Origin of the sequence: Amycolatopsis sp. NPDC058340 (genome assembly GCF_042723975.1) — a bacterium.
GTDB lineage: Bacteria > Actinomycetota > Actinomycetes > Mycobacteriales > Pseudonocardiaceae > Amycolatopsis.
Genome location: NZ_JBHXIB010000052.1, coordinates 1 through 25,955 on the forward strand (window position 1 = coordinate 1; position 25,955 = coordinate 25,955).

General features: G+C 69.8%; 22 protein-coding genes. 9 read left to right on the forward strand and 13 right to left on the reverse strand.

Translation table 11 applies throughout. From position 1 onward, the window contains the following. Positions 1–119: 119 nt before the first annotated feature. The 6 genes from pgl to tkt are packed head-to-tail and all read right to left on the reverse strand — an operon-like array spanning position 120 to position 8,257. A complete protein-coding gene (gene pgl / locus ACFWIW_RS34970) occupies positions 120–875 on the reverse strand; it encodes a 6-phosphogluconolactonase (RefSeq protein ID WP_378372388.1) in 756 nt (251 codons plus the stop codon). Continuing rightward, on the reverse strand, positions 872–1,873 hold the full coding sequence (gene opcA, locus ACFWIW_RS34975) for a glucose-6-phosphate dehydrogenase assembly protein OpcA (RefSeq protein ID WP_378372389.1): 1,002 nt from the start codon (positions 1,871–1,873) through the stop codon (positions 872–874). The genes pgl and opcA overlap by 4 nt, the downstream gene beginning before the upstream one ends. Further along, positions 1,870–3,399 (reverse strand): glucose-6-phosphate dehydrogenase, encoded by a 1,530-nt coding sequence (gene zwf / locus ACFWIW_RS34980; protein WP_240597406.1) that lies wholly within the window; start codon positions 3,397–3,399, stop codon positions 1,870–1,872. Before zwf ends, opcA begins: the two co-directional genes overlap by 4 nt. Further along, positions 3,396–5,015 carry a glucose-6-phosphate isomerase gene (locus tag ACFWIW_RS34985; protein ID WP_378372390.1) on the reverse strand — a complete coding sequence of 540 codons (1,620 nt, stop codon included), beginning with the start codon at positions 5,013–5,015 and terminating at the stop codon, positions 3,396–3,398. The genes zwf and ACFWIW_RS34985 overlap by 4 nt, the downstream gene beginning before the upstream one ends. Before the next feature lie 8 nt (positions 5,016–5,023). Beyond that, entirely contained in the window at positions 5,024–6,136 is a 1,113-nt protein-coding gene (gene tal / locus ACFWIW_RS34990) for a transaldolase (RefSeq protein ID WP_378372391.1), read from the reverse strand. An 18-nt stretch (positions 6,137–6,154) separates the two neighbouring features. Continuing rightward, positions 6,155–8,257, reverse strand: coding sequence for a transketolase (gene tkt, locus ACFWIW_RS34995; RefSeq protein ID WP_378372392.1), 2,103 nt, complete (start codon positions 8,255–8,257; stop codon positions 6,155–6,157). Between the two features lie 298 nt (positions 8,258–8,555). Between tkt and ACFWIW_RS35000 the strand changes: the two genes are divergently transcribed. From ACFWIW_RS35000 to ACFWIW_RS35015, 4 genes are all read left to right on the forward strand, one after another. After that, positions 8,556–9,536: a heme o synthase gene (locus ACFWIW_RS35000; RefSeq protein WP_378372393.1), complete on the forward strand. Its 981-nt coding sequence runs from the start codon at positions 8,556–8,558 to the stop codon at positions 9,534–9,536. A gap of 289 nt (positions 9,537–9,825) precedes the next feature. Further along, entirely contained in the window at positions 9,826–11,007 is a 1,182-nt protein-coding gene (locus ACFWIW_RS35005; RefSeq protein WP_378372394.1) for an MFS transporter, read from the forward strand. Between the two features lie 70 nt (positions 11,008–11,077). Continuing rightward, entirely contained in the window at positions 11,078–13,333 is a 2,256-nt protein-coding gene (locus ACFWIW_RS35010) for a HelD family protein (protein ID WP_378372422.1), read from the forward strand. Between the two features lie 10 nt (positions 13,334–13,343). After that, positions 13,344–13,916: an FKBP-type peptidyl-prolyl cis-trans isomerase gene (locus tag ACFWIW_RS35015; RefSeq protein ID WP_240597401.1), complete on the forward strand. Its 573-nt coding sequence runs from the start codon at positions 13,344–13,346 to the stop codon at positions 13,914–13,916. Between the two features lie 49 nt (positions 13,917–13,965). Here the strand turns inward: ACFWIW_RS35015 and ACFWIW_RS35020 are convergent, their stop codons facing one another. Beyond that, a complete protein-coding gene (locus ACFWIW_RS35020; protein ID WP_378372395.1) occupies positions 13,966–14,493 on the reverse strand; it encodes a GNAT family N-acetyltransferase in 528 nt (175 codons plus the stop codon). Beyond that, entirely contained in the window at positions 14,490–15,461 is a 972-nt protein-coding gene (locus tag ACFWIW_RS35025; RefSeq protein WP_378372396.1) for a quinone oxidoreductase family protein, read from the reverse strand. Before ACFWIW_RS35025 ends, ACFWIW_RS35020 begins: the two co-directional genes overlap by 4 nt. A gap of 95 nt (positions 15,462–15,556) precedes the next feature. Between ACFWIW_RS35025 and ACFWIW_RS35030 the strand changes: the two genes are divergently transcribed. Beyond that, a complete protein-coding gene (locus ACFWIW_RS35030; RefSeq protein WP_378372397.1) occupies positions 15,557–15,865 on the forward strand; it encodes a hypothetical protein in 309 nt (102 codons plus the stop codon). Then, positions 15,862–16,728 carry a RimK family alpha-L-glutamate ligase gene (locus ACFWIW_RS35035; protein ID WP_378372398.1) on the forward strand — a complete coding sequence of 289 codons (867 nt, stop codon included), beginning with the start codon at positions 15,862–15,864 and terminating at the stop codon, positions 16,726–16,728. Before ACFWIW_RS35030 ends, ACFWIW_RS35035 begins: the two co-directional genes overlap by 4 nt. A gap of 76 nt (positions 16,729–16,804) precedes the next feature. Here the strand turns inward: ACFWIW_RS35035 and ACFWIW_RS35040 are convergent, their stop codons facing one another. The 5 genes from ACFWIW_RS35040 to mptB form a co-directional block, all read right to left on the reverse strand. Continuing rightward, positions 16,805–17,752, reverse strand: coding sequence for an acyl-CoA desaturase (locus tag ACFWIW_RS35040; RefSeq protein ID WP_378372399.1), 948 nt, complete (start codon positions 17,750–17,752; stop codon positions 16,805–16,807). Positions 17,753–17,855: 103 nt separating this feature from the next. Next, on the reverse strand, positions 17,856–18,824 hold the full coding sequence (locus tag ACFWIW_RS35045; RefSeq protein ID WP_378372400.1) for a heme A synthase: 969 nt from the start codon (positions 18,822–18,824) through the stop codon (positions 17,856–17,858). A 64-nt stretch (positions 18,825–18,888) separates the two neighbouring features. Continuing rightward, positions 18,889–19,689, reverse strand: a complete 801-nt coding sequence (locus ACFWIW_RS35050) for an ABC transporter permease (protein ID WP_378372401.1) — start codon at positions 19,687–19,689, stop codon at positions 18,889–18,891. Next, complete coding sequence (locus tag ACFWIW_RS35055; RefSeq protein ID WP_378372402.1) at positions 19,686–20,612, reverse strand: ABC transporter ATP-binding protein; 927 nt, start codon at positions 20,610–20,612, stop codon at positions 19,686–19,688. Before ACFWIW_RS35055 ends, ACFWIW_RS35050 begins: the two co-directional genes overlap by 4 nt. A 19-nt stretch (positions 20,613–20,631) precedes the next feature. Next, entirely contained in the window at positions 20,632–22,218 is a 1,587-nt protein-coding gene (mptB, locus tag ACFWIW_RS35060; RefSeq protein ID WP_360096328.1) for a polyprenol phosphomannose-dependent alpha 1,6 mannosyltransferase MptB, read from the reverse strand. Positions 22,219–22,498: 280 nt separating this feature from the next. Here mptB and ACFWIW_RS35065 point away from each other — a divergent pair, with 280 nt between their 5' ends. Genes ACFWIW_RS35065 through sufD form a run of 3 tightly spaced genes read left to right on the forward strand, consistent with a single transcriptional unit; the run spans position 22,499 to position 25,919 of the window. After that, entirely contained in the window at positions 22,499–23,299 is an 801-nt protein-coding gene (locus tag ACFWIW_RS35065; RefSeq protein WP_378372403.1) for a helix-turn-helix transcriptional regulator, read from the forward strand. Then, entirely contained in the window at positions 23,296–24,744 is a 1,449-nt protein-coding gene (gene sufB, locus ACFWIW_RS35070; RefSeq protein ID WP_038515497.1) for a Fe-S cluster assembly protein SufB, read from the forward strand. The genes ACFWIW_RS35065 and sufB overlap by 4 nt, the downstream gene beginning before the upstream one ends. 2 nt (positions 24,745–24,746) lie before the next feature. Beyond that, positions 24,747–25,919, forward strand: coding sequence for a Fe-S cluster assembly protein SufD (gene sufD / locus ACFWIW_RS35075; protein WP_378372404.1), 1,173 nt, complete (start codon positions 24,747–24,749; stop codon positions 25,917–25,919). The last annotated feature ends 36 nt before the right edge of the window (positions 25,920–25,955 follow it).

The window sequence follows — 25,955 nt, forward strand, 5'->3', positions numbered from 1 at the left end:
TTGGTGGTCGGCTTCGACCCCCACCGTCTCACCGCCCTGGTGGTTCCATCCCCGGCGTGGTCTTCGCGCCCCCCTCCCCCCGCCTCAGCCGAGGGAAGGGGGCCTTCACGCGCGAAAGGTCAGGCTGTAGGTGGCTGGTAGACCTTCGTCAGTTTCGAGGCGGAGCCTCGGTCCAGCAGCCAGAGCGTGCGGCGCGAGCCGCGTGCCCCGGCGACCGGGATCTCGACCTCGCCGGCGCCGGCCAGGGCCTGCGCGACGGCGTCCGCCTTGGCGTCGCCGCCGGTGACCAGCCAGATGTCCTGCGCGCGGCGGATCGCGGGCAGGGTCAGCGAGATCCGGGTCGGCGGCGGTTTGGGGCAGTCCCGCACCGCGACGACCGAACGCTCCTTCTCGTGCACCGCCGGGCTGTCGGGGAAGATCGAGGCGGTGTGTCCCTCCCCGCCGAGCCCCAGCAGCATGATGTCGAACGCCGCGTCGTTGGCCGCCAGGATCTCCGCGTAGGCCGCGGCCGCCGCGTCCACGTCGTCGCCGAATTCGCCGTCCGAAGGTGCCATGGCATGCACCCGCTTCGGGTCGAGCGGGACGTGGTCGAGCAGCGCCTCGCGGGCCTGCTTCTCGTTGCGGTCGTCCGAGTCCGCCGGGACGAAGCGCTCGTCGCCCCAGTAGACGTCCAGCCTCGACCAGTCGATGGCGTCGCGGGCACTGGAGTCGCGCAGTTCCCGCAGGATCGCGATCCCGGTGCCACCGCCGGTGAGCACCACCGAAGCGGAACCCTTGGCGGCCTGGACGTCCACGATCCGGGTGACCAGCCTGGCCGCCGCGGCGGCGGCCAGGAGGTCCGGGTTCTCGTAGACGACGACCTCGGTCTTGCTCATGAGGCGCTCTTCGCGGTCTTGGCGGTCGGAGCCTTCTTCGCCGCCGGAGCCGCCTTCTTCGCCGGAGCGGGCTTCGCGGTGCCTGTCGAGATCTTGCCGAGCCCGTTCAGCGAAGCCTCGTAGACCTCGTCCGGGTCGAGCCGCCGCAGTTCCTCGATCAGGCAGTCCTTGTTGTCCCGCCGCTGCAGGGCGATCCGGCGCGTCGGCTGGCCAGGCTGGGTCAGCATGCCGACCCGTCCGTCCGGCCGGTGCAGTTCCACCGGGCCGGACCGCCGGTCCAGCGTCACCGAGATGATGCCCGCGGCGCCGCTGCTCTTGACCCGCTTCACCGGCACCTTGAGGTACTCGGCCAGCCAGCCGGCGAGCAGTTCGGTCGACGGCGAGTCGGCCTCGCCGGTCACGGTCGCGCCGGTGACCTTCTCATACGGCGGAAGGTCCAAAGCGGACACCAGCTGCGCGCGCCACCGGGTCAGCCGGGTCCACGCCAGGTCGGTGTCACCCTCCACATAGGACTTCGCCCGCGTGGTGAGTGCCCTTATGGGCGCCTTTTCCGCCGCCGAGTCGGTGATCCGGCGTTGCGCCAGCTCACCGAGCGGGTCCTTCGCCGGAGCCTTCGGACCGGTGCCGGGCCACCAGGTGACGATCGGCGCGTCCGGCAGCAGCAGCGGCACGACCGCGCTCTGTCCCTGCGTGGCCAGCGGACCGTAGAGCCGCAGGACGATGACCTCGCTCGCGCCGGCGTCGCCGCCGACCCGGATCTGGCCGTCGATCCGCGGTGCGGCGGTCCGCGCGCCCTTGGCCACCACGATCACCCGCGAGGGGTGTTCGCGGCTGGCCTCGTTGGCGGCTTCGATCGCCTCTTCGAGCCGGTCGTCGTCGTCGGCCACTATGACCAGCGTCAGCACGCGGCCGAGCGCCACCTGCCCGCCCTGTTCACGGATCTCGACGAGTTTCTTGTTCAGCTGCGACGTCGTGGTCGACGGCAGGTCGATGATCACGGACGCCTCCAGTTCCGGCCGGTACGTTCCAGCATCTCATCGGCGGACGGCGGTCCCCACGAACCGGGCGGGTACGCCTCGGGCGCGCCCTTCTTGGCCCAGTGGTCGAGGATCGGGTCCAGGATCTCCCAGGACAGCTCGACCTCTTCGTTCACCGGGAACAGCGACGGTTCGCCGAGCAGCACGTCCAGGATGAGCCGCTCGTAGGCCTCCGGGGACGACTCGGTGAACGCGTGCCCGTAACCGAAGTCCATCGTGACGTCACGGACCTCCATCGTGGTCCCCGGCACCTTCGAACCGAACCGCAGCGTGATGCCCTCGTCGGGCTGCACCCGGATCACCAGCGCGTTCTGGCCCAGCTCCTCGGTCGAGGTCGAGTCGAACGGCAGATGCGGCGCCCGCTTGAACACCACCGCGATCTCGGTGACCCGGCGGCCCAGCCGCTTGCCGGTTCGCAGGTAGAACGGCACGCCCGCCCAGCGGCGGTTCTGCACCTCCAGCGTCACCGCGGCGTAGGTCTCGGTGGTCGAGTCCTTCGCGAAACCGCCTTCCTGCAGCAGGCCCGGCACCTTCATGCCGCCCTGCCAGCCGCCCGCGTACTGCCCGCGCGCGGTGGTCTCGTCGAGCGGGCCCAGGGGCTTCGTCGCCGAGAGCACCTTGACCTTCTCCGCGCGGAGAGCGCGCGGGGCGAACGAGACCGGCTCCTCCATCGCGGTCAGCGCGAGGAGCTGCAACAGGTGGTTCTGGATGACGTCGCGGGCGGCGCCGATGCCGTCGTAGTACCCCGCGCGGCCGCCGAGGCCGATGTCCTCGGCCATGGTGATCTGCACGTGGTCGACGTAGTTGGCGTTCCAGATCGGCTCGAACAGCTGGTTCGCGAAGCGCAGCGCGAGCAGGTTCTGCACCGTCTCCTTGCCGAGGTAGTGGTCGATGCGGAACACCGACTCCTCGGGGAAGACGTCGTTCACGATCTCGTTGAGCTCCTTGGCGCTCTTCAGATCGCGGCCGAACGGCTTCTCGATGACGACGCGGCGCCAGGTGTCCTCGCTCGCCTCGGCGAGGCCGGAGCGGGCGAGCTGCTTGGTCACCACCGGGAACGCGCTCGGCGGGATCGACAGGTAGAACGCGGTGTTGCCACCGGTGCCACGTTCGGCGTCGAGGTCCTTGACCGTCTGCGCGAGCCGGTCGAAGGCGTCGTCGTCGTCGAAGGTGCCCTGGACGAACCGGATGCCTTCGGCGAGCCGGTTCCACACCGACTCCTTGAACGGCGTCCGCGCGTGCTCCTTGACCGAGTCGTGCACGAGCTCGCCGAAGTCCTGGTGCTCCCAGTCCCGGCGGGCGAACCCGACGAGCGAGAACCCGGCGGGCAGCAGCCCGCGGTGGGCGAGGTCGTAGATCGCCGGCATCAGCTTCTTGCGGGCGAGGTCACCGGTGACGCCGAAGATCACCAGGCTGGACGGCCCGGCGATCCGCGGCAGCCGCTTGTCGCGCGGGTCGCGCAGCGGGTTGTTCCAGGCTCGTGTCACTCGCCGGCCTCCTGTACCGCGCGGACCAGTCCGGCCAGGCCGGCGGCCCGGTCGGTGAGGTGCAGGCGCAGCACCGGACGGCCGTGCTCGGCGAGCACCTGGCCGTCGCCCAGCGCCTGCGCGTGCTGCAGGACACCGAGCGTGTACGGCCGGTCCGGAACGTCGAGATCGTCCTCGACGGCGCCGGTGATCTGCAGGAAGACACCGTTCTGGTGCCCGCCCTTGTGGTACTGCCCGGTCGAGTGCAGGAACCGCGGCCCCCACCCGAAGGTGGTCTGGCGGCCGGTCCGCTTGGCGATCTCGCCGCGCAGGACCGCCGTCGACGCGTCGTCGAGCCGGTCGAGGTACGCCTGCACCGCGATGTAGCCGGTTTCCGGTGCGGAATCGAAGAAAGCCCGCAGGATGTCCGCGAGCTTCCCTTCCGTGACAACGCCTTCCGAGCCGAACACCTCGACCGCGCCGTCCACAGTGGACGGCTTCTCGCCGCCCTTGAGCTTGTCCGGGTTGTCGAGCAGCGAACGCGCGGCCTTCTTGGCGGCCTCGACGTCGGGCTGGTCGAACGGGTTGATCCCGAGCAGCCGTCCGGCGAGCGCGGTGGCGAACTCCCACAGCAGGAACTGCGCGCCGAGCGAGCCGGTCACGGAGATCTTCGCCGCGCCTTCCGCCGCGCCGACGGCCACGGGGGTGGCGTCGCCCTTGGCGTCGGCGAAACCGGGGGAGTCCGGGCCCTCGACGGCGACCGGCAGGAGACCGGTGCCCTGCTTGCCGGTGGACTCGGCGATCAGCTGCTCCGCCCAGTCGGCGAAGCCCTTGATGCCGGAACCCGTGTCGCCGATGACGACCTTCTCGGCGCCCTTTTCGTGCGCCGCGGCCCACGCCGCCGCGAGCTTGACCGCGGGGTTGTCGACGGAATCTGTGGCCAGCTCGTCGGCCACCGAAGCGGCCTGGTCGAGCAGGCGGGCGACGTCCGCGCCGGCGAGCCCGGCCGGGACGAGCCCGAACGCGGTCAGCGCCGAGTAGCGGCCGCCGACGTTCGGGTCGGCGAGGAAGACCTTGCGGTAACCCTCCTTTTCGGACAGTTCCGCGAACGGCGAGCCGGGGTCGGTGACGACCACGATCCGCCGGGCCGCGTCGATACCCGCGTCGGCGAAGGCCTTCGCGAAGATCCGGCGGTGGCTGTCGGTCTCGACGGTGCCGCCGGATTTCGACGACACGACGATGACCGTCCGCTCCAGGTCACCGGCGAGCGCGTCGGCGACCTGACCGGGATCGGTGGTGTCGAGGACCGTCAGCGGGACGCCGTCGGTCGCGGTGATGACCTCGGGGGCCAGCGACGAACCGCCCATGCCCGCGAGGACGACGCGGTCGACGCCCTCGGAACGCAGGTCGGTCCGCAGTGCCTCGATCTCGCCGATCAACGGCCGCGAGGACTTGTGCAGCGTCGTCCACGAGAGACGGATCGACGCTTCGGACTCGGCTTCGGGACCCCACAGTGTGGCGTCCTGGGACGCCAGTTTCGATGCGACCTGGTCGGCGACGAGCCGCTCCGCGAACGGCGCGGCTTCGCCGGCCAGGGCGGCGTCGACGATTTCGACGCCGGTCGTTTCCCCTGCCATGGTCCAGATCAGTCCTTCGCCTTTTGCAGCTGCCCGGTGACGGTCTCGAGAAGCTCGGTCCACGACTTCTCGAACTTCTCGACGCCCTCGTCTTCGAGGACCTTGAACACGTCTTCGATGTCGATGCCGACCACACGCAGCTTGTCGAAGACGACCTGCGCGTCGGGGCCCTTGCCGGTCACCGTGTCACCGGTGATCTCGGCGTGGTCGCCCGCGGCGTCGAGGGTCTTCTCCGGCATCGTGTTGACCGTGTCCTTGACGACGAGCTGGTCCACGTAGCGGGTGTCGGAGTACTGCGGGTCCTTCACGCCGGTGGAGGCCCACAGCGGACGCTGCGGGTTCGCGCCGGCCTCGGCGAGCGCCTTCCAGCGGTCCGAAGCGAAGAGCTCCTCGAACGCCGCGTACGCGAGCCGCGCGTTGGCGATCGCGGCCTCACCGCGCAGCGCGGTGGCGGAGTCGGTGCCGATGGCGTCGAGCCGCTTGTCGATCTCGGTGTCCACACGGGACACGAAGAACGACGCGACCGAGTGGATGCCCTTGAGGTCGTGGCCGTTGGCCTTCGCCTGCTCCAGCCCGGCGAAGTAGGCCTCGATGACCGCCCGGTACCGCTCGACCGAGAAGATCAGCGTGACGTTGACGCTGATGCCCTCCGCCAGGGTCTTGGTGATCGCCGGGAGACCCTCTTCGGTGGCCGGGATCTTGATCAGCACGTTCGGCCGGTCCACGGTCTTCCACAGGTCCTGCGCCTCGGCCACCGTCTTGTCGGAGTCCTTGGCCAGCCGCGGGTCCACCTCGATGGACACCCGGCCGTCGACCCCGTTCGTGGCGGTGTACACGTCGCGGAACAGGTCCGCGGCGTTGCGCACGTCGGTGGTGGTGAGCTCCCGGATGGTGGCCTCGACGTCGGCGCCGCGGGCGGCGAGCTCCTTGGTCTGCTCGTCGTACGCCTCGCCCTTCGACATCGCGTTGGCGAAGATCGTCGGGTTGGTCGTCACGCCCACGACGTGCTTGTCGCGGATCAGGTCGGCGAGGTTGCCGGTGTTCAGGCGCTCACGGGACAGGTCGTCGAGCCAGATCGACACCCCGGCCTCGGACAGCTGCGCGAGCTTGTCGTTGCTCATGCTGTTCCTCTTTCCCCTTCAGTTCTTGGTGTTGGCGATCGAGCGACGGGCGGCCTCGACGACTGCCTCCGCGGTGAAACCGAACTCACGGAACAGTGTGGCGGCGTCGGCCGACGCACCGAAGTGCTCGATCGAAACGTTCACCCCGGCGTCACCGGTGAAGCGGTGCCACGACTGGGCGACACCGGCTTCGACGGAGACACGTGCCTTGACCGACGGCGGGAGCACCGCGTCCTTGTAGGACTGGTCCTGCGCGTCGAACCACTCGACACACGGCATCGAGACGACGCTCGCCGGGATGCCGTCGGCTTCGAGGGTCTTGCGGGCCTCGACGGCCAGCTGGACCTCGGAGCCGGTCGCGATCAGCACGACCTCGGGGTTGCCGTTGGACGCCTCGGCGAGGACGTAACCGCCCCGCTTGACGCCCTCGGCGCTGGTGCCCTCCAGGACCGGCACGTTCTGCCGGGTGAGCGCGAGACCCGACGGGTGGTGGACGTCCTCCAGGACGGCCTTCCACGCGTACGCGGTCTCGTTGGCGTCCGCCGGGCGGACGACGTTGAGGCCGGGGATCGCGCGCAGCGAGGAGAGCTGCTCGATCGGCTGGTGGGTGGGGCCGTCCTCGCCCAGGCCGATCGAGTCGTGCGTCCACACGTAGGTGACCGGCGCCTTCATCAGCGCGGCCAGCCGCACGGGCGGGCGCATGTAGTCGGAGAAGATCAGGAACGTCGCGCCGTAGGGGCGGGTGCCGCCGTGCAGCGCGATGCCGTTGAGGATCGAGCCCATCGCGTGCTCGCGGATGCCGAAGTGCAGCGTCCGGCCGTACGGGCTGGTCTTCCACATGTCGGTGGAAGCCTTCTCCGGGCCGAACGAGTCGGCCCCCTTCATGGTGGTGTTGTTGCTCTCCGCGAGGTCCGCGGAACCGCCCCACAGCTCGGGAAGCGGGTCGGCGAGCGCGTTGAGCACCTCACCGGAGGCCTTGCGGGTCGCGATGCCCTTGGCGTCCGGCTCCCACGTCGGCAGGTTGTCCGCGAAACCCTCGGGCAGCGAGCGGGTGGCCATCCGGTCCGCGATCTTCTTGCGCTCCGGGTTCGCGGCGCCCCACGCCTCGAACTTCTCCTGCCATTCGGCGCGGGCGGTCTTGCCGCGGTCGACGGCCTGGCGGGTGTGCGCGATGACCTCGTCGTCGACCTGGAAGCTCCGCTCCGGGTCGAAACCGAGGATCTCCTTGACCGCGGCGACCTCTTCGGCGCCGAGCGCGGCGCCGTGGGCCTTGCCGGTGCCCATCTTCTTCGGCGCCGGGTACCCGATGACGGTCTTCAGCGCGATGAACGACGGGCGCTCGGTCTCGGCCTTCGCGGCCTTGATGGCCTCTTCGATCGCGACGACGTCTTCGCCACCCTCGACGACCTGGGTGTGCCACCCGTAGGCCTCGTAGCGCTTCACGACGTCCTCGGAGAGGGCGATCTTGGTGTCGTCTTCGATCGAGATCTCGTTGTCGTCCCAGAAGACGATCAGGTTGCCCAGCTCCTGGCGGCCGGCGATCGAGGAGGCCTCGGCGGTGACGCCCTCTTCGATGTCACCGTCGGAGGCGATCACGTAGATGTGGTGGTCGAAGATGCTCTCGCCCTGCGGGGCGTCCGGGTCCAGCAGGCCGCGCTCGCGGCGGGCCGCCATCGCCATGCCGACCGCGTTGGCGAGGCCCTGGCCGAGCGGGCCGGTGGTGGTCTCGACGCCCTTGGTGTGGCGGTACTCCGGGTGACCCGGGGTCTTCGAGTCCCACTTGCGCAGCTGCTTCAGGTCTTCCAGCTCCAGGCCGAACCCGGCGAGGTACAGCTGGATGTAGAGGGTGAGGCTCGAGTGACCGGCGGAGAGGACGAAGCGGTCACGGGCGGGCCACTCCGGGTCGGCCGGGTCATGACGCAGCGTCCGCTGGAAGAGCGTGTACGCGAGCGGCGCCAGGCTCATCGCGGTGCCTGGGTGACCGCTGCCGCAGTTCTCGACCGCGTCCGCGGCGAGCACCCGCACGGTGTCGACGGCCCGCGTGTCGTTCTCGGTCCAGTCGGCGGGCACGTTGCGCCGGAGGAGTGGGTTCTTCTCGCTGGTAGAGGCGGTTTCGGACACTGAACTCGAACTCCCCGTCATCAGGTTGTGGCTTCTCTTCCCTCGTGGATAGCCCACGTGTACCGCTACTAATCTCAATCGATCCGGAAGGGACGATATTCCTGGTCCGGGCCGTTCGCAGGGGCACGCCGCGAGCTACCGCGGCCAGCCTAATGGTTCGGCCGGTCGAGGACCCGCGATCACCCTCTGGAAACAGCACGTCTAACATCGGGGAAGGGTTCAGAACACGGGATCCGGGGCCGCCACATCACCCGGAAGCCTGGTGGGCCCCGCCCCGAAAACTGACGCAGGGAGTGAAATGTCGTTGGTGAACGCTGCGCACGGACGCAGTGACAGCACCAGCGCCGTACATCCGACCGGTGAACTGCCGCACGGTGGCCGGCGAACAATCCGCCAGGTCGTCGGCGCGTACGCCGCCCTCGCGAAGCCCAGGGTGATCGAGCTCCTCCTGGTCACCACGATTCCCGCGATGTTCCTGGCAGGCCGGGAAATCCCGTCGCCGTGGCTGGTGCTCGCGACGCTCGTGGGCGGCACGATGGCCGCCGGCAGCGCCAACGCCTTGAACTGCGTCATCGACGCGGACATCGACAAGGTGATGAACCGCACGAAGCGCCGTCCGCTGGTGAAGGAATCGGTGCCCCGGCGCGGCGCGCTGATCTTCGGTCTCGTGCTCGGCGTCCTGTCGTTCGTAGTGCTCTATTTCACGGTGAATTTGCTTTCGGCGATCCTCGCGATCGTGACGATCCTCTTCTACATCTTCGTCTACACGCTGGTGTTGAAGCGGCGTACGTCACAGAACGTGGTCTGGGGCGGCGCGGCGGGCTGCATGCCGGTCGTCATCGGCTGGGCCGCGGTCACCGGCACCGTCGAGTGGCCCGCGTTCGTGATGTTCGGCGTCATCTTCTTCTGGACCCCGCCGCACACCTGGGCGCTGGGCATGAAGTACCGCGAGGACTACGAGCGCGCCGGTGTGCCGATGCTGCCGGTGGTCGCCACCCCGCAGCACGTGGCGCGGCAGATCGTCATCTACTCGTGGGTGATGGTCGCGTGGACGCTGCTGCTGGTCCCGGTGACGAGCTGGATCTACACGACGTTCGCGCTCCTGGCGGGCGGCTGGTTCCTCTTCTACGCGCACAGCCTGAACGCGGCGGTGCGGCGCGGCGAGGAGACCAAGCCGATGTCGCTGTTCCACCGGTCGAACACGTACCTGATGATCGTGTTCGTCGCGCTGGCGGTGGACTCGGCGATCGGGCTTCCCGCCATCGGGCTGCCTTTCTGATCTTGTAGCGCGTGAAGGCCTCCTTCCCTCGGCTCAGCCGCGGGAAGGGGGCCTTCACGCGTGTCGGAGTCTGGTGGCGAGAGGGTTCCCAATGTCGCATTCGAGACGCTCAGCGTCTCGAATGCGACATTGGGAACGCGCGGATCCGCGCTGCGCTGCCCGAACCTCCCGATGGGCACCTTCAGGACGAACGTCTCGAAGGTGCCCTTCGGGACGTTCGGACCCAGGCCCTTCCCACTTGCTGGCGCGCGTTGCCCAGCGCGGTTACCCGTCGGTACCGTCCGGCGGAGTGACGTGCACAACCGAGCGCCCGGCCACCGTCCGAGCCGGGCGCGCGACCATGGCGGTCGCCAGCCTGGTCGTCTTCACCGCCCAGATGGCGACGACGATCTATCTCCCTTCCCTCCCGATGGTCGAGCGCGACTTCGCGGTGTCGCGCAGCTTCGCGGCGCTCTCGGTGTCGCTGTTCGTCGTCGGCGCGGCGGCGCCGGTGGTGCTGTGGGGCCGGGCCGCCGACCGGCTCGGGCGGCGCGCGGCGATGCTGGCGGCGCTGGGCCTGTTCGTCCTGTCCAGCGCGGTCCTGATCGCCAACACCTCGCCGACGTGGCTCCTCGTTCTCCGTTCCCTGCAAGGGATCGGTGCCGGAGGAGCGGCGATCATCGCCCGCATCGTCGTACGGGACCTCGGCGACGGCGACGCCCTCGCCCAACGGCTTTCGGTGCTGTCCATCGCGTTCGTCACCGCGCTCGGCGGCGGGCAGTTCATCGGCGGGCTGATCGGCGGATGGCAGGGCGGCTTCGCGGTGCTGACGGCGGCGGGCGTGCTCTGCGTCCTGGGCACGCTGACGATCCCGCTCGCCAAGGGCCGCGCGGAGAAGACCGGGATGGTCCGGATCTACCTCCGGATCCTCGCCGTTCCGGCGTTCCTGCGGCCGACGATCGCGGCCGGACTCGGCTTCGCGACGATCGTGCTCCTCCAGGAGGTCGCGCCGTTCGTCTTCCAGCGGCACTTCCGGCTGAGCGCGGACCAGTACGGCGGCCTCGGCCTCCTGTTCGGGCTCGCCTACTTCGTCGGCGCGCTGCTGGTGAACCGGCTGGCCGGGCGCAAGGGATCGCCGTGGCTGATGCGCGCGGGCGCGCTGGTCATGACGGGCGCCGGCCTGCTGACGATCGTCCTGTGGCTCGTGCCCGCGATCCCGCTCGCGGCCGCTTTCGTGACGTTCGTCGCGCTCTACTGCGGGACCACGTTCGGTCAGGCCGCGCTCTTCCCGAGCAGCATGGCCGTCGCGGTGAGCGAAGTGCCCGGGCACGGCGCCTACGCCGTCGCGCTGTGCGGGTTCGTCGCGCAGTCCATCGCGGGTGTCGCGGCCACCTTCGCCGTCCTGCTGCACGAGAACGTCGTGTGGGCGAGTGTGGCGACCGTCCTGTCCCTGTCTGCCTTCCTCCTGGTCCGGGTGCGCGTGCGGGAATGAGATGATGGCGGGCGCCGTTGTACTTCGTTCGGCCCCTGTCCCACCTCTCGAAAGCAGGCTGCTTTTGTCCGTGTCCCCGGACCGGGAACTCGACGCGCTCGAGCAGGACGTCGCGCTCGAGCAGCAGTACGTCACCACCCTCTACCGCAAGCTCGACGCCGAACGCGTCGACGCGCAGCGCAGGCTCGACGAGACGCTGCGCCAGACCGGCGGCACCCCGCAGGCGCGCACCGAACGCGACGTCGCCACGACGCTGTACACCGACAGGCTGTCCCAGCTGAGCTCCGTCGAGCAGGGCCTGTGCTTCGGCCGCCTCGACTTCCTGCCGGACCACGCCGAGGAGACCACCTACATCGGACGGCTCGGGCTGTTCGACGAGGACGACGACTACCGCCCCCTGCTCGTCGACTGGCGCGCGCCGGTCGCGCGGCCCTTCTACCTCGCCACCGCCGCCTCGCCCGAAGGTGTGCGGCGGCGCCGCCACATCCGGTCGCTGAGCCGGAAGGTCGTCGGCGTCGACGACGAGATCCTCGACCTTTCCGCCGCCGACCAGGGCCAGGACCTCGGGCTCGCGGGCGAGGCGGCGCTACTGGCCGCGCTGGAACGCCGTCGCACCGGCGAGATGAGCGACATCGTCGCCACCATCCAGGCCGAGCAGGACCGCATCATCCGCGCGTCGCCGAACGGCGTCCTCGTGGTGCAGGGCGGGCCGGGGACCGGAAAGACCGCCGTCGCGCTGCACCGCGCCGCGTACCTGCTCTACACGCATCGCCAGCAGCTCACCACGCGCGGCGTGCTGGTGGTCGGGCCGAACAGCACGTTCCTCCGCTACATCGGGCAGGTCCTGCCGTCGCTGGGCGAGACCGGGGTGCTGCTGGCCACGATCGGGCAGCTGTACCCGGGGCTGGACGCCGACGGGCCGGTCACCCGCGAGGCGGCCGAGATCAAGGGGCGCCCGGTGATGGCCGACGTGCTCGCCAACGCGGTCCGCGATCGGCAGCGGGTGCCGGAACCGGTGCTGGAGATCGAGTTCGAGCGCGAGATCCTCATGCTCGACCGCAAGACCTGCACCGAGGCGCGGACACGGGCCCGCCGGTCGCGCCGTCCGCACAACCTCGCGCGGCGGATCTTCGTCTCGGACCTCCTCGACGCGCTGACCAGGCAGGCCGCCCGCAAACTGGGGGAGGACCTGCTCGACGCGCGCGATGTCCAGGACATCCGGGCGGAGGTGGCGGCGGACAAGAACGTGGCCGCCGCGATCAACGGGCTGTGGCCGAAGCTCACCCCCGAGATCGTGCTCGACGAGCTGTTCGCCGACCGCGAACGGCTACGCAGCGCGGCCGGGAAAGCCTTGTCGGACACCGATCGTGAGCATCTCTACAGCCCGACGGACGCGAAATGGAGCCCGTCGGACGTCCCGCTGCTCGACGAACTCGCCGAACTGCTCGGCGAGGACGACACCGAAGCCCGCGCCGAGGCCGCCCGCCGCGAGCGGGAGGACCGCGCCTACGCGGAAGGCGTGCTCGACATCCTCGAACAGGACGAGGAGATCGTCGACGAGGAACTGCTGCGGGTGGGCGACGTCCTCGACGCCGAACTGTTCGCCGAACGTCAGCAGCGCCGCAGCGAGATGACCGCGGCGCAGCGCGCCGCCCAGGACCGGACCTGGACCTTCGGGCACGTGATCGTCGACGAGGCGCAGGAGCTGACCGCGATGGACTGGCGGCTGCTGATGCGCCGGTCGCCGAACCGGTCGATGACCCTGGTCGGCGATGTCGCCCAGACCGGCGCGGCCGGTGGGGCGAAGTCGTGGGGAGAGGCGCTTTCGCCGTACGTCGCCGACCGCTGGCGCCTCGAAGAACTGACCGTGAACTACCGGACCCCGGCGGAGATCATGGCCGTCGCGTCCCGGGTGCTCGCCGACGTCAACCCGGAGCTGGAGGCGCCGGTTTCGGTGCGGGAGACGGGTTTCGAGCCTTGGCTGCGCGCGGTGGACGCGGCGGATCTCACCGCGGAACTGCCCGGCCTCGTCGACGCCGAACTGTCCGCTGTGGACGGTGGGACGGTCGCCGTGCTGTGCCCGTCGGGGTTGGTCTCGGCTCTTTCGGAGACACTCGGCGAGGCGGGGGACCGGGTGTCGGTGATGCCGGTCGAGCGGGCGAAGGGCCTGGAGTTCGATTCGGTGCTGCTGGTCGCCCCCGACGAGGTCGTCGCCGAGTCACCGCGCGGGCTCAACGATCTCTATGTGGCCCTGACCAGGGCGACCCGTCGGATGGGCGTAGTGCAGACCGGTGACCTTGTTCCCGCGCTGGAGGGTCTTGGCTAAGGTCGGCCGCATGCGCACATTCGGCAAGATCGTGGTCATCGGCGCGGGCGTCCTCGCCCTGGCGGCCTGTGGCGAAAAGCAGAACACCGCAGGTTCCGTCCAGTCGTCCTCCGGCGCGGCCCCCGCGTCGGCGGCGTCGTCGGCTCCGGCCGCCCCCAAGGGCAAGGAATGCACGGCGGAGGACGTGAAGACCACCGGGAAGTTCGGCGAGGCGCCGACCATCACCATCCCGGACGACTGCGATCCGCCGAAGAAGCTCATCACCAAGGACCTCGAGCCGGGCACCGGCGAGGGCGCCAAGGCCGGCGCGAACCTGAAGATGAACTATTCGCTGGTCACCTGGTCCAACAAGCAGAAGCTGGACAGCTCGTTCGACCGCGGTGAACCGTTCGAGCTGACGCTCGGCGCCGGCATGGTCATCCAGGGCTGGGACAAGGGCCTCGAAGGGATCAAGCAGGGCGCGCGGCGGCTGCTGATCATCCCGCCGGACCTCGGCTACGGCCAGGGCGGGAACGGCATCGCGCCGAACGAGACCCTGGTGTTCGTGACCGACGCGGTGAGTGTCCCGACCGACAAGGGCTGAGTCCTCGTGAGTGGTAAGGACGGTTAGAACCGTCCTTACCACTCACGAGTCAGCCGGCGTACTCCCAGGTGAGCAGCGTGATCTCCAGTCCCTTCTCGACCTTTGTCTCGGGCGGAGCGTCGGTGAGGGCGTAGCCGACCCGGCGGGCGACGGCCTGGCTGGCCGCGTTCTCGGCGTCGATCTTCAGCTGCAGCGGTCCGAGCCCGAGGTCCAGTGCGTGCGCGGTGAGGACCCGCAGCGACCGCGCCGCCAGGTCCTGCCCGCGGTGAGCGGGACCGACGGCGTACCCGAGTTCCGCCGCATCCTCCTGCAGGAACAGCACGGCTTCGCCGAGTGGCTCGCCTCCGTCGGCCGTGATCGCCAGCCGCAGGCCGGTGCCCTCGGTGCGGCGGGCGACGTACTTCGCGTAGTGGGCCTTCGCCGCCACCTCGTCGAACGGGGAAGGCAGCGGCGTGAACCGCGCGACGGCCGGGTTGTCGAACAGCCCCGGCATGAACGCGATGTCGTCTTCGACCCACTCCCGCAGGACTAGCCCCTCGCCGGCGAGCCGGACGTCTTCCGGCCAGAGCGTCGTCACGGGATCAGCAGGAGCTTGCCGGTGGTGCGGCGCCCCTGGAGGTCTTCGTGTGCCTGGCGCGCGTCGGCCAGCGGGTAGCGGCCGCCGATCCGGATGTTCAGCGAGCCGTCCTGAACGGCGGCGAACAGCTCGTTCACCCGCCACTCCAGTTCCTCGCGGGTGAGCACGTAATGCGCGGAGGTCGGGCGGGTGAGGTACACCGAGCCGCTGCGGTTGAGCAGCTGCGGGTCGATCGGCGGCACCGGACCGCTGGCCGCGCCGTAGAGGGCCAGCAGGCCGCGGATCTTCAGGCTCGCCAGGCTGCCGTCCACAGTGGACTTGCCGACGCCGTCGTAGACCACCTCGACACCCTTGCCGCCGGTGAGGTCGCGGGTGGCCTTGGCGAAGTCGACCTGGTCGTAGCGGATGACGTCGTCCGCGCCGGCCTGCTTGGCGAGTTCGGCCTTCTCGTCGGTGGAGACGGTGCCGATCACCCGGGCGCCGCGCGCCTTGGCCAGCTGGACCAGCAGCAGGCCCATCCCGCCCGCCGCGGCGTGGATCAGCACGTCGTCACCGGCCTTGACCTCGTAGGTCGAGGCGATCAGCGCGTGCGCGGTGACACCCTGGAGCATCGTGGCGGCGGCGGTCTCCTCGGACACGCCGTCCGGGATCTTCACCGCGATGGTGGCGGGGAGCAGACGGCGCTGGACGTAGCTGCCCAGCGAACCCTGCCAGGCGACCCGGTCGCCGACGGCGAAACCGGTCACGTCCTCGCCGATGGCGGCCACCGTGCCGGCGCCCTCCATGCCCAGGACGAACGGAGTGTCGACCGGGTAGATGCCCTCGCGGTGATAGGTGTCGATGTAGTTGACGCCCGCCGCCGCGACGTCCACGAGCAGTTCACCGGAACCGGGCTCGCCGACCTCGACTTCGGACAGTTCAAGGACTTCGGGGCCACCGGTTCGCCGGATCTGCACTGCCGCGGGCATACATCCTCCTCGTTCAAGGTCTTTCCGACCGGGACAACTATGGCCGACGCCACGGTTATTCCGCGTCCCGGGCCTTTCGCGGTTAAGCTCGGCGCGTGGCTGAGACCGAAGAGAAGACCGAGACCGCCGCCCCCACGTCGCGCCAGGTCGCGGCGGCCCGCGACTTCGTGAAGCGGCACGGGAAGCCGTCGCGCGCGGTGGTGGAGAACATCGGCAGGGTCGGCGCGCGGGTCGTGCTCGTGGGCGCCGACGGCGCGCTCGGCGACGTCGTCGTGGCCTCCGTGGGGGCGGGCGAGGCGCTGGTCGAGGCCGTCGAAGACCTCGAACCCGCCGAGTGGGACAGCGAGACCGTGAAGGCCACCAAGATCGGCGCCGAGCACCGCCGCCGGATGGCGGGGAAGTGAGCGGCTCCGCGATCTTCGTAGCCTGCTCCGCGCTGCCGGAAGGCGACGGCGACGAGCACGCCGTTCCCGAGGCGCTGGCCGACCTCGGCTTCAAGACCCGCTGGGCCGCCTGGGACGACACGACGGTCGACTTCGGTGCCGCGGACATCGTCGTGCTGCGCGCCACCTGGGACTACGCCGAGCGCCGCGACGAGTTCCTGTCCTGGACCGAATCCGTGCCGTCATTGTCGAATTCGGCCGAAGTCGTCCGCTGGAACACCGACAAGTCCTATCTGGCCGAACTCGGCGACGCCGGGGTCGCGGTCGTGCCGACGACCCTGATCGCGCCGGACGACAAGGCCCCGCGCTGGCCCAAGGGCGAGTTCGTGCTGAAGCCCGCCATCGGCGCCGGCTCGCGGGGAGCCGGCCGGTTCACCGCGGGCGACGCGGCCGCCGCGCACCTGTCCGGGTTGCAGGCGGACGGGAACACCGTGCTGCTCCAGCCGTATCAGTCCAGTGTGGACAGTGAAGGCGAGATCGCGCTGGTGTACTTCGGCGGCGTGTACTCGCACGCGTTCTCGAAGGCCGCGATGCTGGGCCGGGAACTCGACGAATCCGGGCTGTATGTGACGGAAAAGCTCGCGCCCGTGCAGCCGGCCGCGGGATTCCGTGCGCTGGCCGAAGACGCTTTGGACGCGACGGCGGCGCTGCTGGGCATCCTGCGCGCGGAGCTGCTCTACGCCCGCGTGGATCTCGTCGCCGGCCCGGACGGCAGGCCGCTGCTGCTGGAACTGGAGCTTGTCGAGCCTTCGCTCGGGTTCCGGCAGACGGATGCCGCCGCGGCCTGGCGATTCGCCTCCGCCGTCCGGCAGCAACTCGCCTGACGCCCCGCATTTAGTCCTCTGGATGCGATCCTTGCGTGTGCAAGTACCGCATTCAGAGGACTGAATGCGACGGGGGTCAGGCGGGTTTCGCGAGCTTCGCGGCCAACCGCTCCGGCTTCGGCCACCGCACGTCCCGCGCCCAGCCGAACTTCTCGAACAGCCAGATCACCCGCGCCGACACGTCGACCTGTCCGCGCAGGACACCGTGCCGCGCGCAGGTCGGGTCGGCGTGGTGGGAGTTGTGCCACGATTCGCCCATGGACAGGATCGCCAGCGGCCAGAAGTTCGCCGCCTTGTCCCGGCTCGCGAACGGGCGCTCGCCGACCAGGTGACAGATCGAGTTCACCGACCAGGTCACATGGTGCAGGAACGCGATCCGCACCAGCCCGGCCCAGAAGAACCCGGTCACCACCCCCCACCACGACCAGCTGATCAGCCCGCCGAGCACCGCGGGCAGCGCGAGGCTCAGCGTGATCCACAGCCAGAAGTAGCGGTTCACCACGCGAAGATCCTTGTCCGCCACCAGATCCGGCGCGAAACGGTCGTAGTTGGTCACCTCGCGGCTGAACATCCAGCCCATATGCGCGTGCCAGAAGCCGCGTAGCAGCGCCCCGGGCGACGTCCCGAACAACCAAGGGGAGTGCGGGTCGCCCTCACGGTCGGCGAAGGCGTGGTGGCGACGGTGGCTGGCCACCCAGAAGATCACCGACCCCTGGACCGCGAAACTCCCCGCGATGGCGAGCGCGACCCGCAGCGGGCGCCGGGCCTTGAAAGCGCCGTGGGTGAAGTACCGGTGGTAGCCGACGGTCACCCCCAGCGTCCCGAGGGTGTAGAACACCGCGGCCAGCGCGAGGTCGACCCAGGTCATGCCCCAGCCCCACACGATCGGCACGGCGGCGAGCAGCGCGACGAACGGGACCAGCAGGAAGGTCTTGAGTATCAGCATCTCCCCGGAGCCTCGGCGGTGGGAGATCAGGGGTTTGGACGGACTGGCCGGTGCGTCCGGCTCCGTGCTGGCGGTCATGCGACACCTCGTGCCTCGACTCGGTGGTGACCCCCGTGTGGGGCACCGAGCGCAGCGTAAGGGCACCGTCTGGCGAACACGCCGCCTGGGGGTTACGTCCGGTTCAGTTCGAGGTGGCGAGTTCGCGTTCCGGGGCGGTGGCCGAAGGCACGGGACCACGGTCTCGCGAGCTGCACCACAGCGCCGCCGTCGAGATGATCACCAGCGCGGAGCCGAGGACGTGGAACGAGACCAGCGCCTCCGGGACACCGAGGCCGTATTGCACCGAGCCCACGACGCCCTGGAGGACCGCCACGACCCACACGATGGCGTAGCGCTGCCACAGCTGCTTCGGCGTCTCGCCCCGCATCAGCTGGAGCCCGAAGACGGCCAGCACGATCAGGTAGACCACCAGCAGACCGCCGTGGATCTGGGTGAGCGTCTCGATCGGGGCCTGGAGCCGGTGGGTGCCTGGGTCGCCGCCGTGCGGGCCCGCGCCGGTCACCACGGTGCCCGCGACGAGGACGGCCCACATGGCCGCGGCGAGCACGACGAGGGTCTTGCGGCCCGCGTCCGGGATGAGCCAGCGAGCGGGCTCGTCGCCCTCCTTGAACGCCCGCAGCAGCAGCACCGCGAGCCAGACCAGGGGAGTGGAGGCCAGGAAGTGGAGCGCGACGGTCCACCATTCGAGCTTCGCGAGCACGGTGATCCCGCCGACGACCGCCTGCAGCATCACGCCCGCGGGCATCGTCCAGGCCAGCTTCACCAGGCGACGGCGGCTCGGGTGCTCGATCTGCACGCGCCACGCGGTGATCACGCACAGCGCGGCGACCAGGATGACCACCCCGGTCAGCATCCGGTTGCTGAACTCGATCCACTGGGTGAGCGCGTCGAACTCGGGGTGCGCGACCGGCACGATGCTGCCTTCGACGCACTGCGGCCAGGTCGGGCAGCCGAGACCCGAACCCGTGACCCGGACGACCGATCCGGTGACGCCGATTCCGGCCTGGGCGATCACCGCCGCTATCGCGACCGCCCGCTGGACCGCGAACGAGGGATACGGCAGACGCGCTACAAGGCTCTGGAACGGCACCGTCCGATGCTAGAACGCCCTTCCTGAGAGCGTTGCACCGGCCGCACCGGCTGTGTCGGCCGCCTCAGGTGAGCTTCGTGGTCTTGCTCGCCACCGCGCCCGCGACGACGCCCCAGCCGACGAGCACCGCGAACGGGCCCCAGCCGAACGAACCGTCCAGCAGCACCGACCGCAGGCCTTCGGCGAGCGCGCCCGAGGGCAGCAGTTCGACGATCCACGCGACGCCGGACGGCATCGTCGACGGCGCCAGCAGGATGCCGCCGGCGAGCAGCAGCACGAACCAGACGATATTCGCCAGCGCCAGCACGGCCTCCGCGCGCAGCGCCCCGCCGAGCAGCAGGCCCAGCGCGCCGAACGCGAGCGTGCCGACGAGCAGGAACGGGATCGCGCCGAGGATCCCGCCGAGCGACGGCGACCAGCCCAGCAGCGCGGCGACGACACCGAGGATCACCGCCTGCAGCGCCACCACCACGAGCGCGGCGGCCACCCGGCCCGCGACGAGCAGCCAGCGGGGCAGCGCGGTGGCCGAAAGCCGTTTGAGGACGCCATAACGGCGGTCGAAGCCCAGCGCGATGGCCTGCCCGGTGAACGCGGACGACATCACCGCCAGCGCCAGGATCCTCGGCGTGATCCAGTCCACTTTGGACGCGTCGCCGAGCTGCGACGACGGCAGGATGTCCAGCAGCGACAGGCCGATCAGCAGCGCGAGCGGGATGAGCAGGGTCAGCAGGATCTGCTCGCCGTGGCGCAGCGTCAGGCTGGCCTCGACCTTCGCGTGCGTGCGGAGCATCTTGCCGAGCGAACCGCGACCGGGGGCCGGGGTGAACGTGCCCGCGGCGAACCGTGGCGTGGGCGTGGTGGTCATGCGCGCAGTTCCCGTCCGGTCAGCTCCAGGAAGACCTCTTCCAGCGTGCGCCTGCCGACCTGCAGTTCCTCGGGCATGACACCCTGCTGCGCGCACCACGCCGTCACCGTCGACACCACCTGCGGGTCGATCGCGCCCTCGACGAGATACGTCCCCGGCGCCGACTCGTGGACGAGGTGCCCCTCGGGCAGCGCCGCGGTCAGCAACGCGGTGTCGAGCTTCGTACGCGCCTTGAACCGCAGCTGCGCGGTCTCCCCGGCCTCGACGGTGAGCGACTGCGGAGAGCCTTCGACGACGACCTTGCCGTGGTCCACGATCACCACGGTGTCGGCCAGCGTTTCGGCTTCCTCCATCAGATGCGTGGTGAGCAGCACACTGACCCCGTCGGCGCGCAGCGCTCCGAGCAGATCCCAGACCAGGCGGCGGGCCTGCGGATCCATCCCCGCCGTCGGCTCGTCGAGGAAGAGCAGCTCCGGCCGTCCGACGAGCGCGCAGGCGAGCGAGAGCCGTTGCTGCTGCCCGCCGGAAAGCCGTTTGAACGGCGTCTTCCTCGCTCCGGAAAGGCCGAGGACGTCCAGCAGCCAGGCCGGGTCGAGCGGATTCGCGGCGCACGCGGCGACCAGGCCGAGCATCTCGTCGGCGCGGACGCCGGGATACGCGCCGCCGCCCTGGGGCATCACGCCGATCCGCGGCCGCAGCGCCGCGCCGTCGCGCGCCGGGTTCAGGCCCAGCACCCGCACTTCGCCGTCGTCAGGCCGCAGGAAGCCTTCGCAGATCTCGACGGTGGTGGTCTTGCCGGCCCCGTTCGGGCCGAGCAGAGCGAGCAGGGTGCCACGTTCCATCCGCAGGTCGAGTCCATCGACGGCGGTGGTGGATCCGTAGCGTTTCACCAGCCCGGTGATCTCGACGGCGGGGGCGTTCACGACAGGTCACGATACGGCCTCACGCCGGGACCGAATGCTCCGGGGACGGTCTGGACAGCAGCAGTGGTGAGAGGCGGTGGACGATGAACAGCCCCAGCAGCGTGACGACCCCGGCCGCCGCCCACGCGAACGGCAGGACGAAACCGCGGCCCTCGAAGGTGCTTCCCGTCGTCGGCAACAGGAACGGCAGGACGGCGGTGACGATCGTCGCGGCGATGCGGAACCGCGAGGTCCCCGCCGCCGCGGCGAGCGGGATGATCGCCCACAGCAGGTACCAGGGCTGCAGCGCGACGTGCAGCACCATCACCGCGCCGAGGGAGACACCGAGGCCGATGATCGGCCGGTAGCGCCATTTGAAGCTGTCCCAAAGGAACTTGACCGTCACGGCGCCCGCGACGAGATAGCCGAGCGCACCCAGGATCGGCACCATCGCGTTGGTGTGGTTGCCGAGGCCGAGCGCGATGCCGAGGACACCGCCGAGCGCGGCGAGCTCCGACGTCGGCGAAATCCACGAGCGGACCAGCCCGGGCGTCCCGAGCGCGCCCACCCAGCCGAAACCGAGACCGGTGCCGTAACAGACCGCCACCAGCGTCACGCCGAACAGCAACGCCATCGGCACCGCGGCGGTGAGGAGGTCCTTGATCCGGCCGTGCCAGCGTCTGGCCACCATGACGGTGAAGAACGGCAGCGCCAGGATCGCGTTGATCTTCACCGCGACGCCGAGGGTGATGAGCACCACCCCGAGCCCGATGTAGAGGAGTTCGCCCTTGGCCAGCGGGGGCGGCTCGTCGTTCTTGAACCGCACCGGCATCCGCTGGAGGCCGACCTCCAGCCCGGCCACCATGAGCCCGATGGCGAGCGCGTCGTTGTGGGCGCCCGCGACGAAGTGGAAGATCAGCAGCGGGTTCGCCGCGCCGAGCCACAGCGCGGTGGCGGGCTGCACGCCGAAGCGCCGGGCCAGCCGGGGCAGCGCCCAGATGATCAGGATGACGCCGATCAGCGCGAGCCCGCGCTGCAGCAGCACGCCGGTGACGATGTTGCCGCTGCTGAGCGGGGCGAGCCAGCCGCCGAGCCGCAGCAGCAGCGGGCCGTACGGCGCCGGGGTCTCGCGCCACATGTTGGAGACGCCCGAGGTCAGCGGGTCGGAGACGCCGAGCGCTTCGGCCGGGCCGAGCGAGTACGGGTCCATCCCGCGGGCCACGATCTCGCTCTGCGCGAGATAGCTGTAGACGTCGCGGGAGAACAGCGGGGGGATGAACAGCAGTGGCGCGCACCAGAGCGCGATGGTGCGGGCGAGCTGGCCCTGGGTGGCGAGGCGGCGGCGCGCGGGCTGCGCGAACCGGCCGAGCAGCAGCCAGCTGAGCACGATGATCGCCATCCCGGCCAGGCCCATCGCGAGCGAGACCATCGGGATCCGGGTGAACAGCCGCAGGACCGGGATCTCCTGCACCGGGTTGATCACCGGGGCGGCGCCCGCGCCGAGCGAGCCCAGCGCGAGGAACAGGGAACCGACCGCGCCGAACCGGCGGACCACGTTCAGCCCGCGCAGTTCCTTGTCGTCCAGCGGCTCCGGATCGTGCGGACGCCCCGGGACGAGCGTCGCCACCGACCCTGACGCCTGGTCTTCCGGCTCTGCCCCGTCCGTGTCCCGCTGTGCCGGGTGATCGCCCACTGCCACGCACGAAGGGTAGCGATGCCGGGAACAGACCGGGCGGGTACGTGGTTACCGGGGGCTGAAGGGGACTTTCCCCGCATGCGACGCGGTGAAGGACGCTTTCGTCTCATCGCATGCGGGGAAAGCGTCCTTCAGCCCCGTGAAGTGACCCACGCCACTCCGTGAGGCACCCCTCTTTGCCGTCTCCCCGGAAATACGTCACACTTGTGTTGTGAAAAAGACGGGGACGCAGGACGAGGCCGGTGGCGACATGCCCCGCGCCGAGGTCCAGCCTGTCCCCGCGCAGGTCGGCCCCGAGGGGCGGACCAGGCACGAAGTGGCCCGTTTGCTGCTGGAACAGGGTCCGATGACCGCCGTCGTGGTGGCCGAGCAGCTGGGGATCAGCGCCGCCGCCGTCCGTCGTCATCTCGACGCGCTGCTCGCCGACGGCGAGGCCGAAACCCGGGACGCGCCCCGCCGCGGCCCCCGCGGACGAGGCCGTCCCGCCAAGAACTTCCTGCTCACCGAGGCGGGTCGCGCCCGGTTCGGGCACGCCTACGACGACCTCGCGTCCTCGGCCATCCGCTTCCTCGCCGAACACGCCGGTGAGGACGCCGTGAAGGCCTTCGCGGAGGCTCGCGTCGCTTCGCTGGTCGGCCCGCACCAGGACGCGATCACCAAGCACACGGACCCGGCCGCCCGTGCCGAGGCTCTCGCTGCGGCGCTGACCAGGGAGGGCTACGCTGCGTCGACCCGTCAGGTCGGTGTCGGCGAACAGCTCTGCCAGCACCATTGCCCGGTCGCCCACGTCGCCGCCGAGTTCCCTCAGTTGTGCGAAGCCGAGACAGAGGCTTTCGCGGAACTGCTGGGTACTCACGTCCAGCGGCTGGCGACCATCGCGCGCGGTGACAACGCGTGCACCACACACGTACCCGTCGTTCCGGCGGGTCACCCGGCCACACCCGGGCCGGGAAGCACGGCGCCCTCCCCAGGGCGCACAGCACGGATCCCGAATGGAGGGAAACCCGCATGACTGCCGCTGCCGAGCAGCGCACTCCCACCACCGCGCCCATGAGCCAGGAAGAGACCATCGAGTCCCTTGGCAAGTACGCGTTCGGCTGGGCGGACTCCGACGAGGCGGGCTCAACGGCCCGTCGCGGACTGAACGAGGACGTCGTCACCGACATCTCCTCGAAGAAGTCCGAGCCGGAGTGGATGCGCGAAGCGCGACTGAAGGCGCTCAAGCTCTTCGACTTGAAGCCGATGCCCAACTGGGGTGCGGACCTCTCCGGGATCGACTTCGACAACATCAAGTACTTCGTGCGGTCCACGGAGAAGCAGGCCACTTCCTGGGAAGACCTGCCCGAGGACATCAAGAACACGTACGACAAGCTGGGCATCCCCGAGGCGGAGAAGCAGCGCCTCGTCGCCGGTGTCGCCGCGCAGTACGAGTCCGAGGTCGTCTACCACCAGATCCGCGAGGACCTGGAGGCACAGGGCGTCCTGTTCCTGGACACCGACACCGCGCTCAAGGAGCACCCGGAGATCTTCAAGGAGTACTTCGGCTCCGTGATCCCGGCCGGGGACAACAAGTTCTCCGCGCTGAACACCGCGGTGTGGTCCGGTGGCTCGTTCATCTACGTGCCCAAGGGCGTCAAGGTGGACATCCCGCTGCAGGCGTACTTCCGCATCAACACCGAGAACATGGGTCAGTTCGAGCGGACCCTGATCATCGTCGACGAAGACGCCTACGTGCACTACGTCGAGGGTTGCACCGCGCCGATCTACCAGTCCGACTCGCTGCACTCGGCGGTCGTGGAGATCATCGTGAAGAAGGGCGCCCGCTGCCGCTACACGACCATCCAGAACTGGTCGAACAACGTCTACAACCTGGTCACCAAGCGCGCCAAGTGCGAAGAGGGCGCGACCATGGAGTGGATCGACGGCAACATCGGCTCCAAGGTCACGATGAAGTACCCGTCCGTGTTCCTCATGGGCGAGCACGCCAAGGGCGAGGTCCTCTCGGTCGCGTTCGCGGGCGAGGGCCAGCACCAGGACGCCGGCGCGAAGATGGAGCACCTGGCGCCGCACACCTCCTCGACCATCGTGTCGAAGTCGGTGGCGCGCGGCGGTGGCCGCACCTCGTACCGCGGCCTGGTGAAGGTCGCGAAGCGGGCGCACCACTCGCGCTCCAGCGTCGTCTGTGACGCGCTGCTGGTGGACACGATCTCGCGGTCGGACACGTACCCGTACGTCGACATCCGCAACGACGAGGTCTCCATGGGCCACGAGGCGACCGTCTCGAAGGTCAGCGAAGACCAGATGTTCTACCTCATGTCGCGCGGTCTCGACGAGGCCGAGGCCATGGCGATGATCGTGCGCGGGTTCGTCGAGCCCATCGCGCGTGAGCTGCCGATGGAGTACGCGCTCGAGCTGAACCGCCTGATCGAGCTTCAGATGGAAGGGTCCGTCGGCTAGTCATGTCGGTTACCGAGAACAACGTTTCCGAAGCGATGCGCGAAGGGGTCGTCATCCCGGCGACCTCTCGCGCGGAGCGCTTCACCTCCTACGACGTCCAGGCCTTCGAGGTCCCGGGCGGTCGTGAGGAGAACTGGCGTTTCACTCCGATGAAGCGGCTGCGCGGTCTGCACGACGGGTCCGCCACCGCTTCGGGTTCGGCCACAGTGGACGCCGACGCCGCGCCCGAACTGAAGATCGAGACGGTCGGCCGGGACGACGAGCGCCTCGGCGCCGCGGGTGTCCCGAGCGACCGGATCGCCGCGCAGGCGTACTCCTCGTTCACCGAGGCCACCGTCATCACGGTGCCCAAGGAGACGAAGACGTCCAAGCCGTCGACGGTGAAGATCACCGGCCCCGGCGAGGGCAAGGTCGCCTACGGGCACGTGCAGGTGCGCGCCGAGCAGTTCTCCGAGGCCGTCATCGTCCTCGACCACGCAGGTTCGGGTACCTACGCCGACAACGTCGAGTTCGTGATCGGCGATTCGGCGAACGTCACCGTGGTCAGCGTCCAGGACTGGGCCGACGACGCGGTGCACGTCTCCGAGCAGCACCTCAAGCTCGGCCGCGACGCCACGCTCAAGCACATCGTCATCACCCTGGGCGGTGACCTGGTTCGCGTCTCGCCGACGGCGACCTTCGCCGACAAGGGCGGCGACGTCGAGATGCTCGGCCTGTACTTCGCGGACGCGGGCCAGCACCAGGAGCACCGTCTCTTCGTCGACCACGCGGTGCCGAACTGCAAGTCGCGGGTGATGTACAAGGGCGCGCTGCAGGGCGACGACGCGCACACCGTATGGGTCGGCGACGTGCTGATCCGGGCCGCCGCCGAGGCCACCGACACCTACGAGCTCAACCGGAACCTGGTGCTGACGCCGGGCGCGCGGGCGGACTCGATCCCGAACCTGGAGATCGAGACCGGCGAGATCGAAGGCGCCGGCCACGCGAGCGCGACGGGAAGGTTCGACGACGAGCAGTTGTTCTACCTCCAGTCGCGCGGAATCGGCGAAGACGCCGCGCGCCGCCTGGTCGTACGCGGGTTCTTCCACGAGATCCTGGTCAAGATCGGCGTTCCCGAGGTGCGCGAGCGTCTCGAGGCCGCGATCGAAGCCGAACTCGAAGCCGTGGGCGCCTGAGCCCTCGTCCGTCCACATCAGACTTTTAGGAAAGAA

Excerpts from the sequence above, each read along its gene's own strand:
- ACFWIW_RS35015 (WP_240597401.1), top strand. The coding sequence starts at position 13,344 with ATGCGCACATTCGGCAAGATCGTGGTCATCGGCGCGGGCGTCCTCGCC.
- ACFWIW_RS35040 (WP_378372399.1), bottom strand. The coding sequence starts at position 17,752 with ATGACCGCCAGCACGGAGCCGGACGCACCGGCCAGTCCGTCCAAACCC.
- ACFWIW_RS35000 (WP_378372393.1), top strand. The coding sequence starts at position 8,556 with ATGTCGTTGGTGAACGCTGCGCACGGACGCAGTGACAGCACCAGCGCC.
- sufD (WP_378372404.1), top strand. The coding sequence starts at position 24,747 with ATGTCGGTTACCGAGAACAACGTTTCCGAAGCGATGCGCGAAGGGGTC.
- ACFWIW_RS34985 (WP_378372390.1), bottom strand. The coding sequence starts at position 5,015 with ATGGCAGGGGAAACGACCGGCGTCGAAATCGTCGACGCCGCCCTGGCC.
- ACFWIW_RS35025 (WP_378372396.1), bottom strand. The coding sequence starts at position 15,461 with ATGCCCGCGGCAGTGCAGATCCGGCGAACCGGTGGCCCCGAAGTCCTT.
- ACFWIW_RS35050 (WP_378372401.1), bottom strand. The coding sequence starts at position 19,689 with ATGACCACCACGCCCACGCCACGGTTCGCCGCGGGCACGTTCACCCCG.
- pgl (WP_378372388.1), bottom strand. The coding sequence starts at position 875 with ATGAGCAAGACCGAGGTCGTCGTCTACGAGAACCCGGACCTCCTGGCC.
- sufB (WP_038515497.1), top strand. The coding sequence starts at position 23,296 with ATGACTGCCGCTGCCGAGCAGCGCACTCCCACCACCGCGCCCATGAGC.
- tal (WP_378372391.1), bottom strand. The coding sequence starts at position 6,136 with ATGAGCAACGACAAGCTCGCGCAGCTGTCCGAGGCCGGGGTGTCGATC.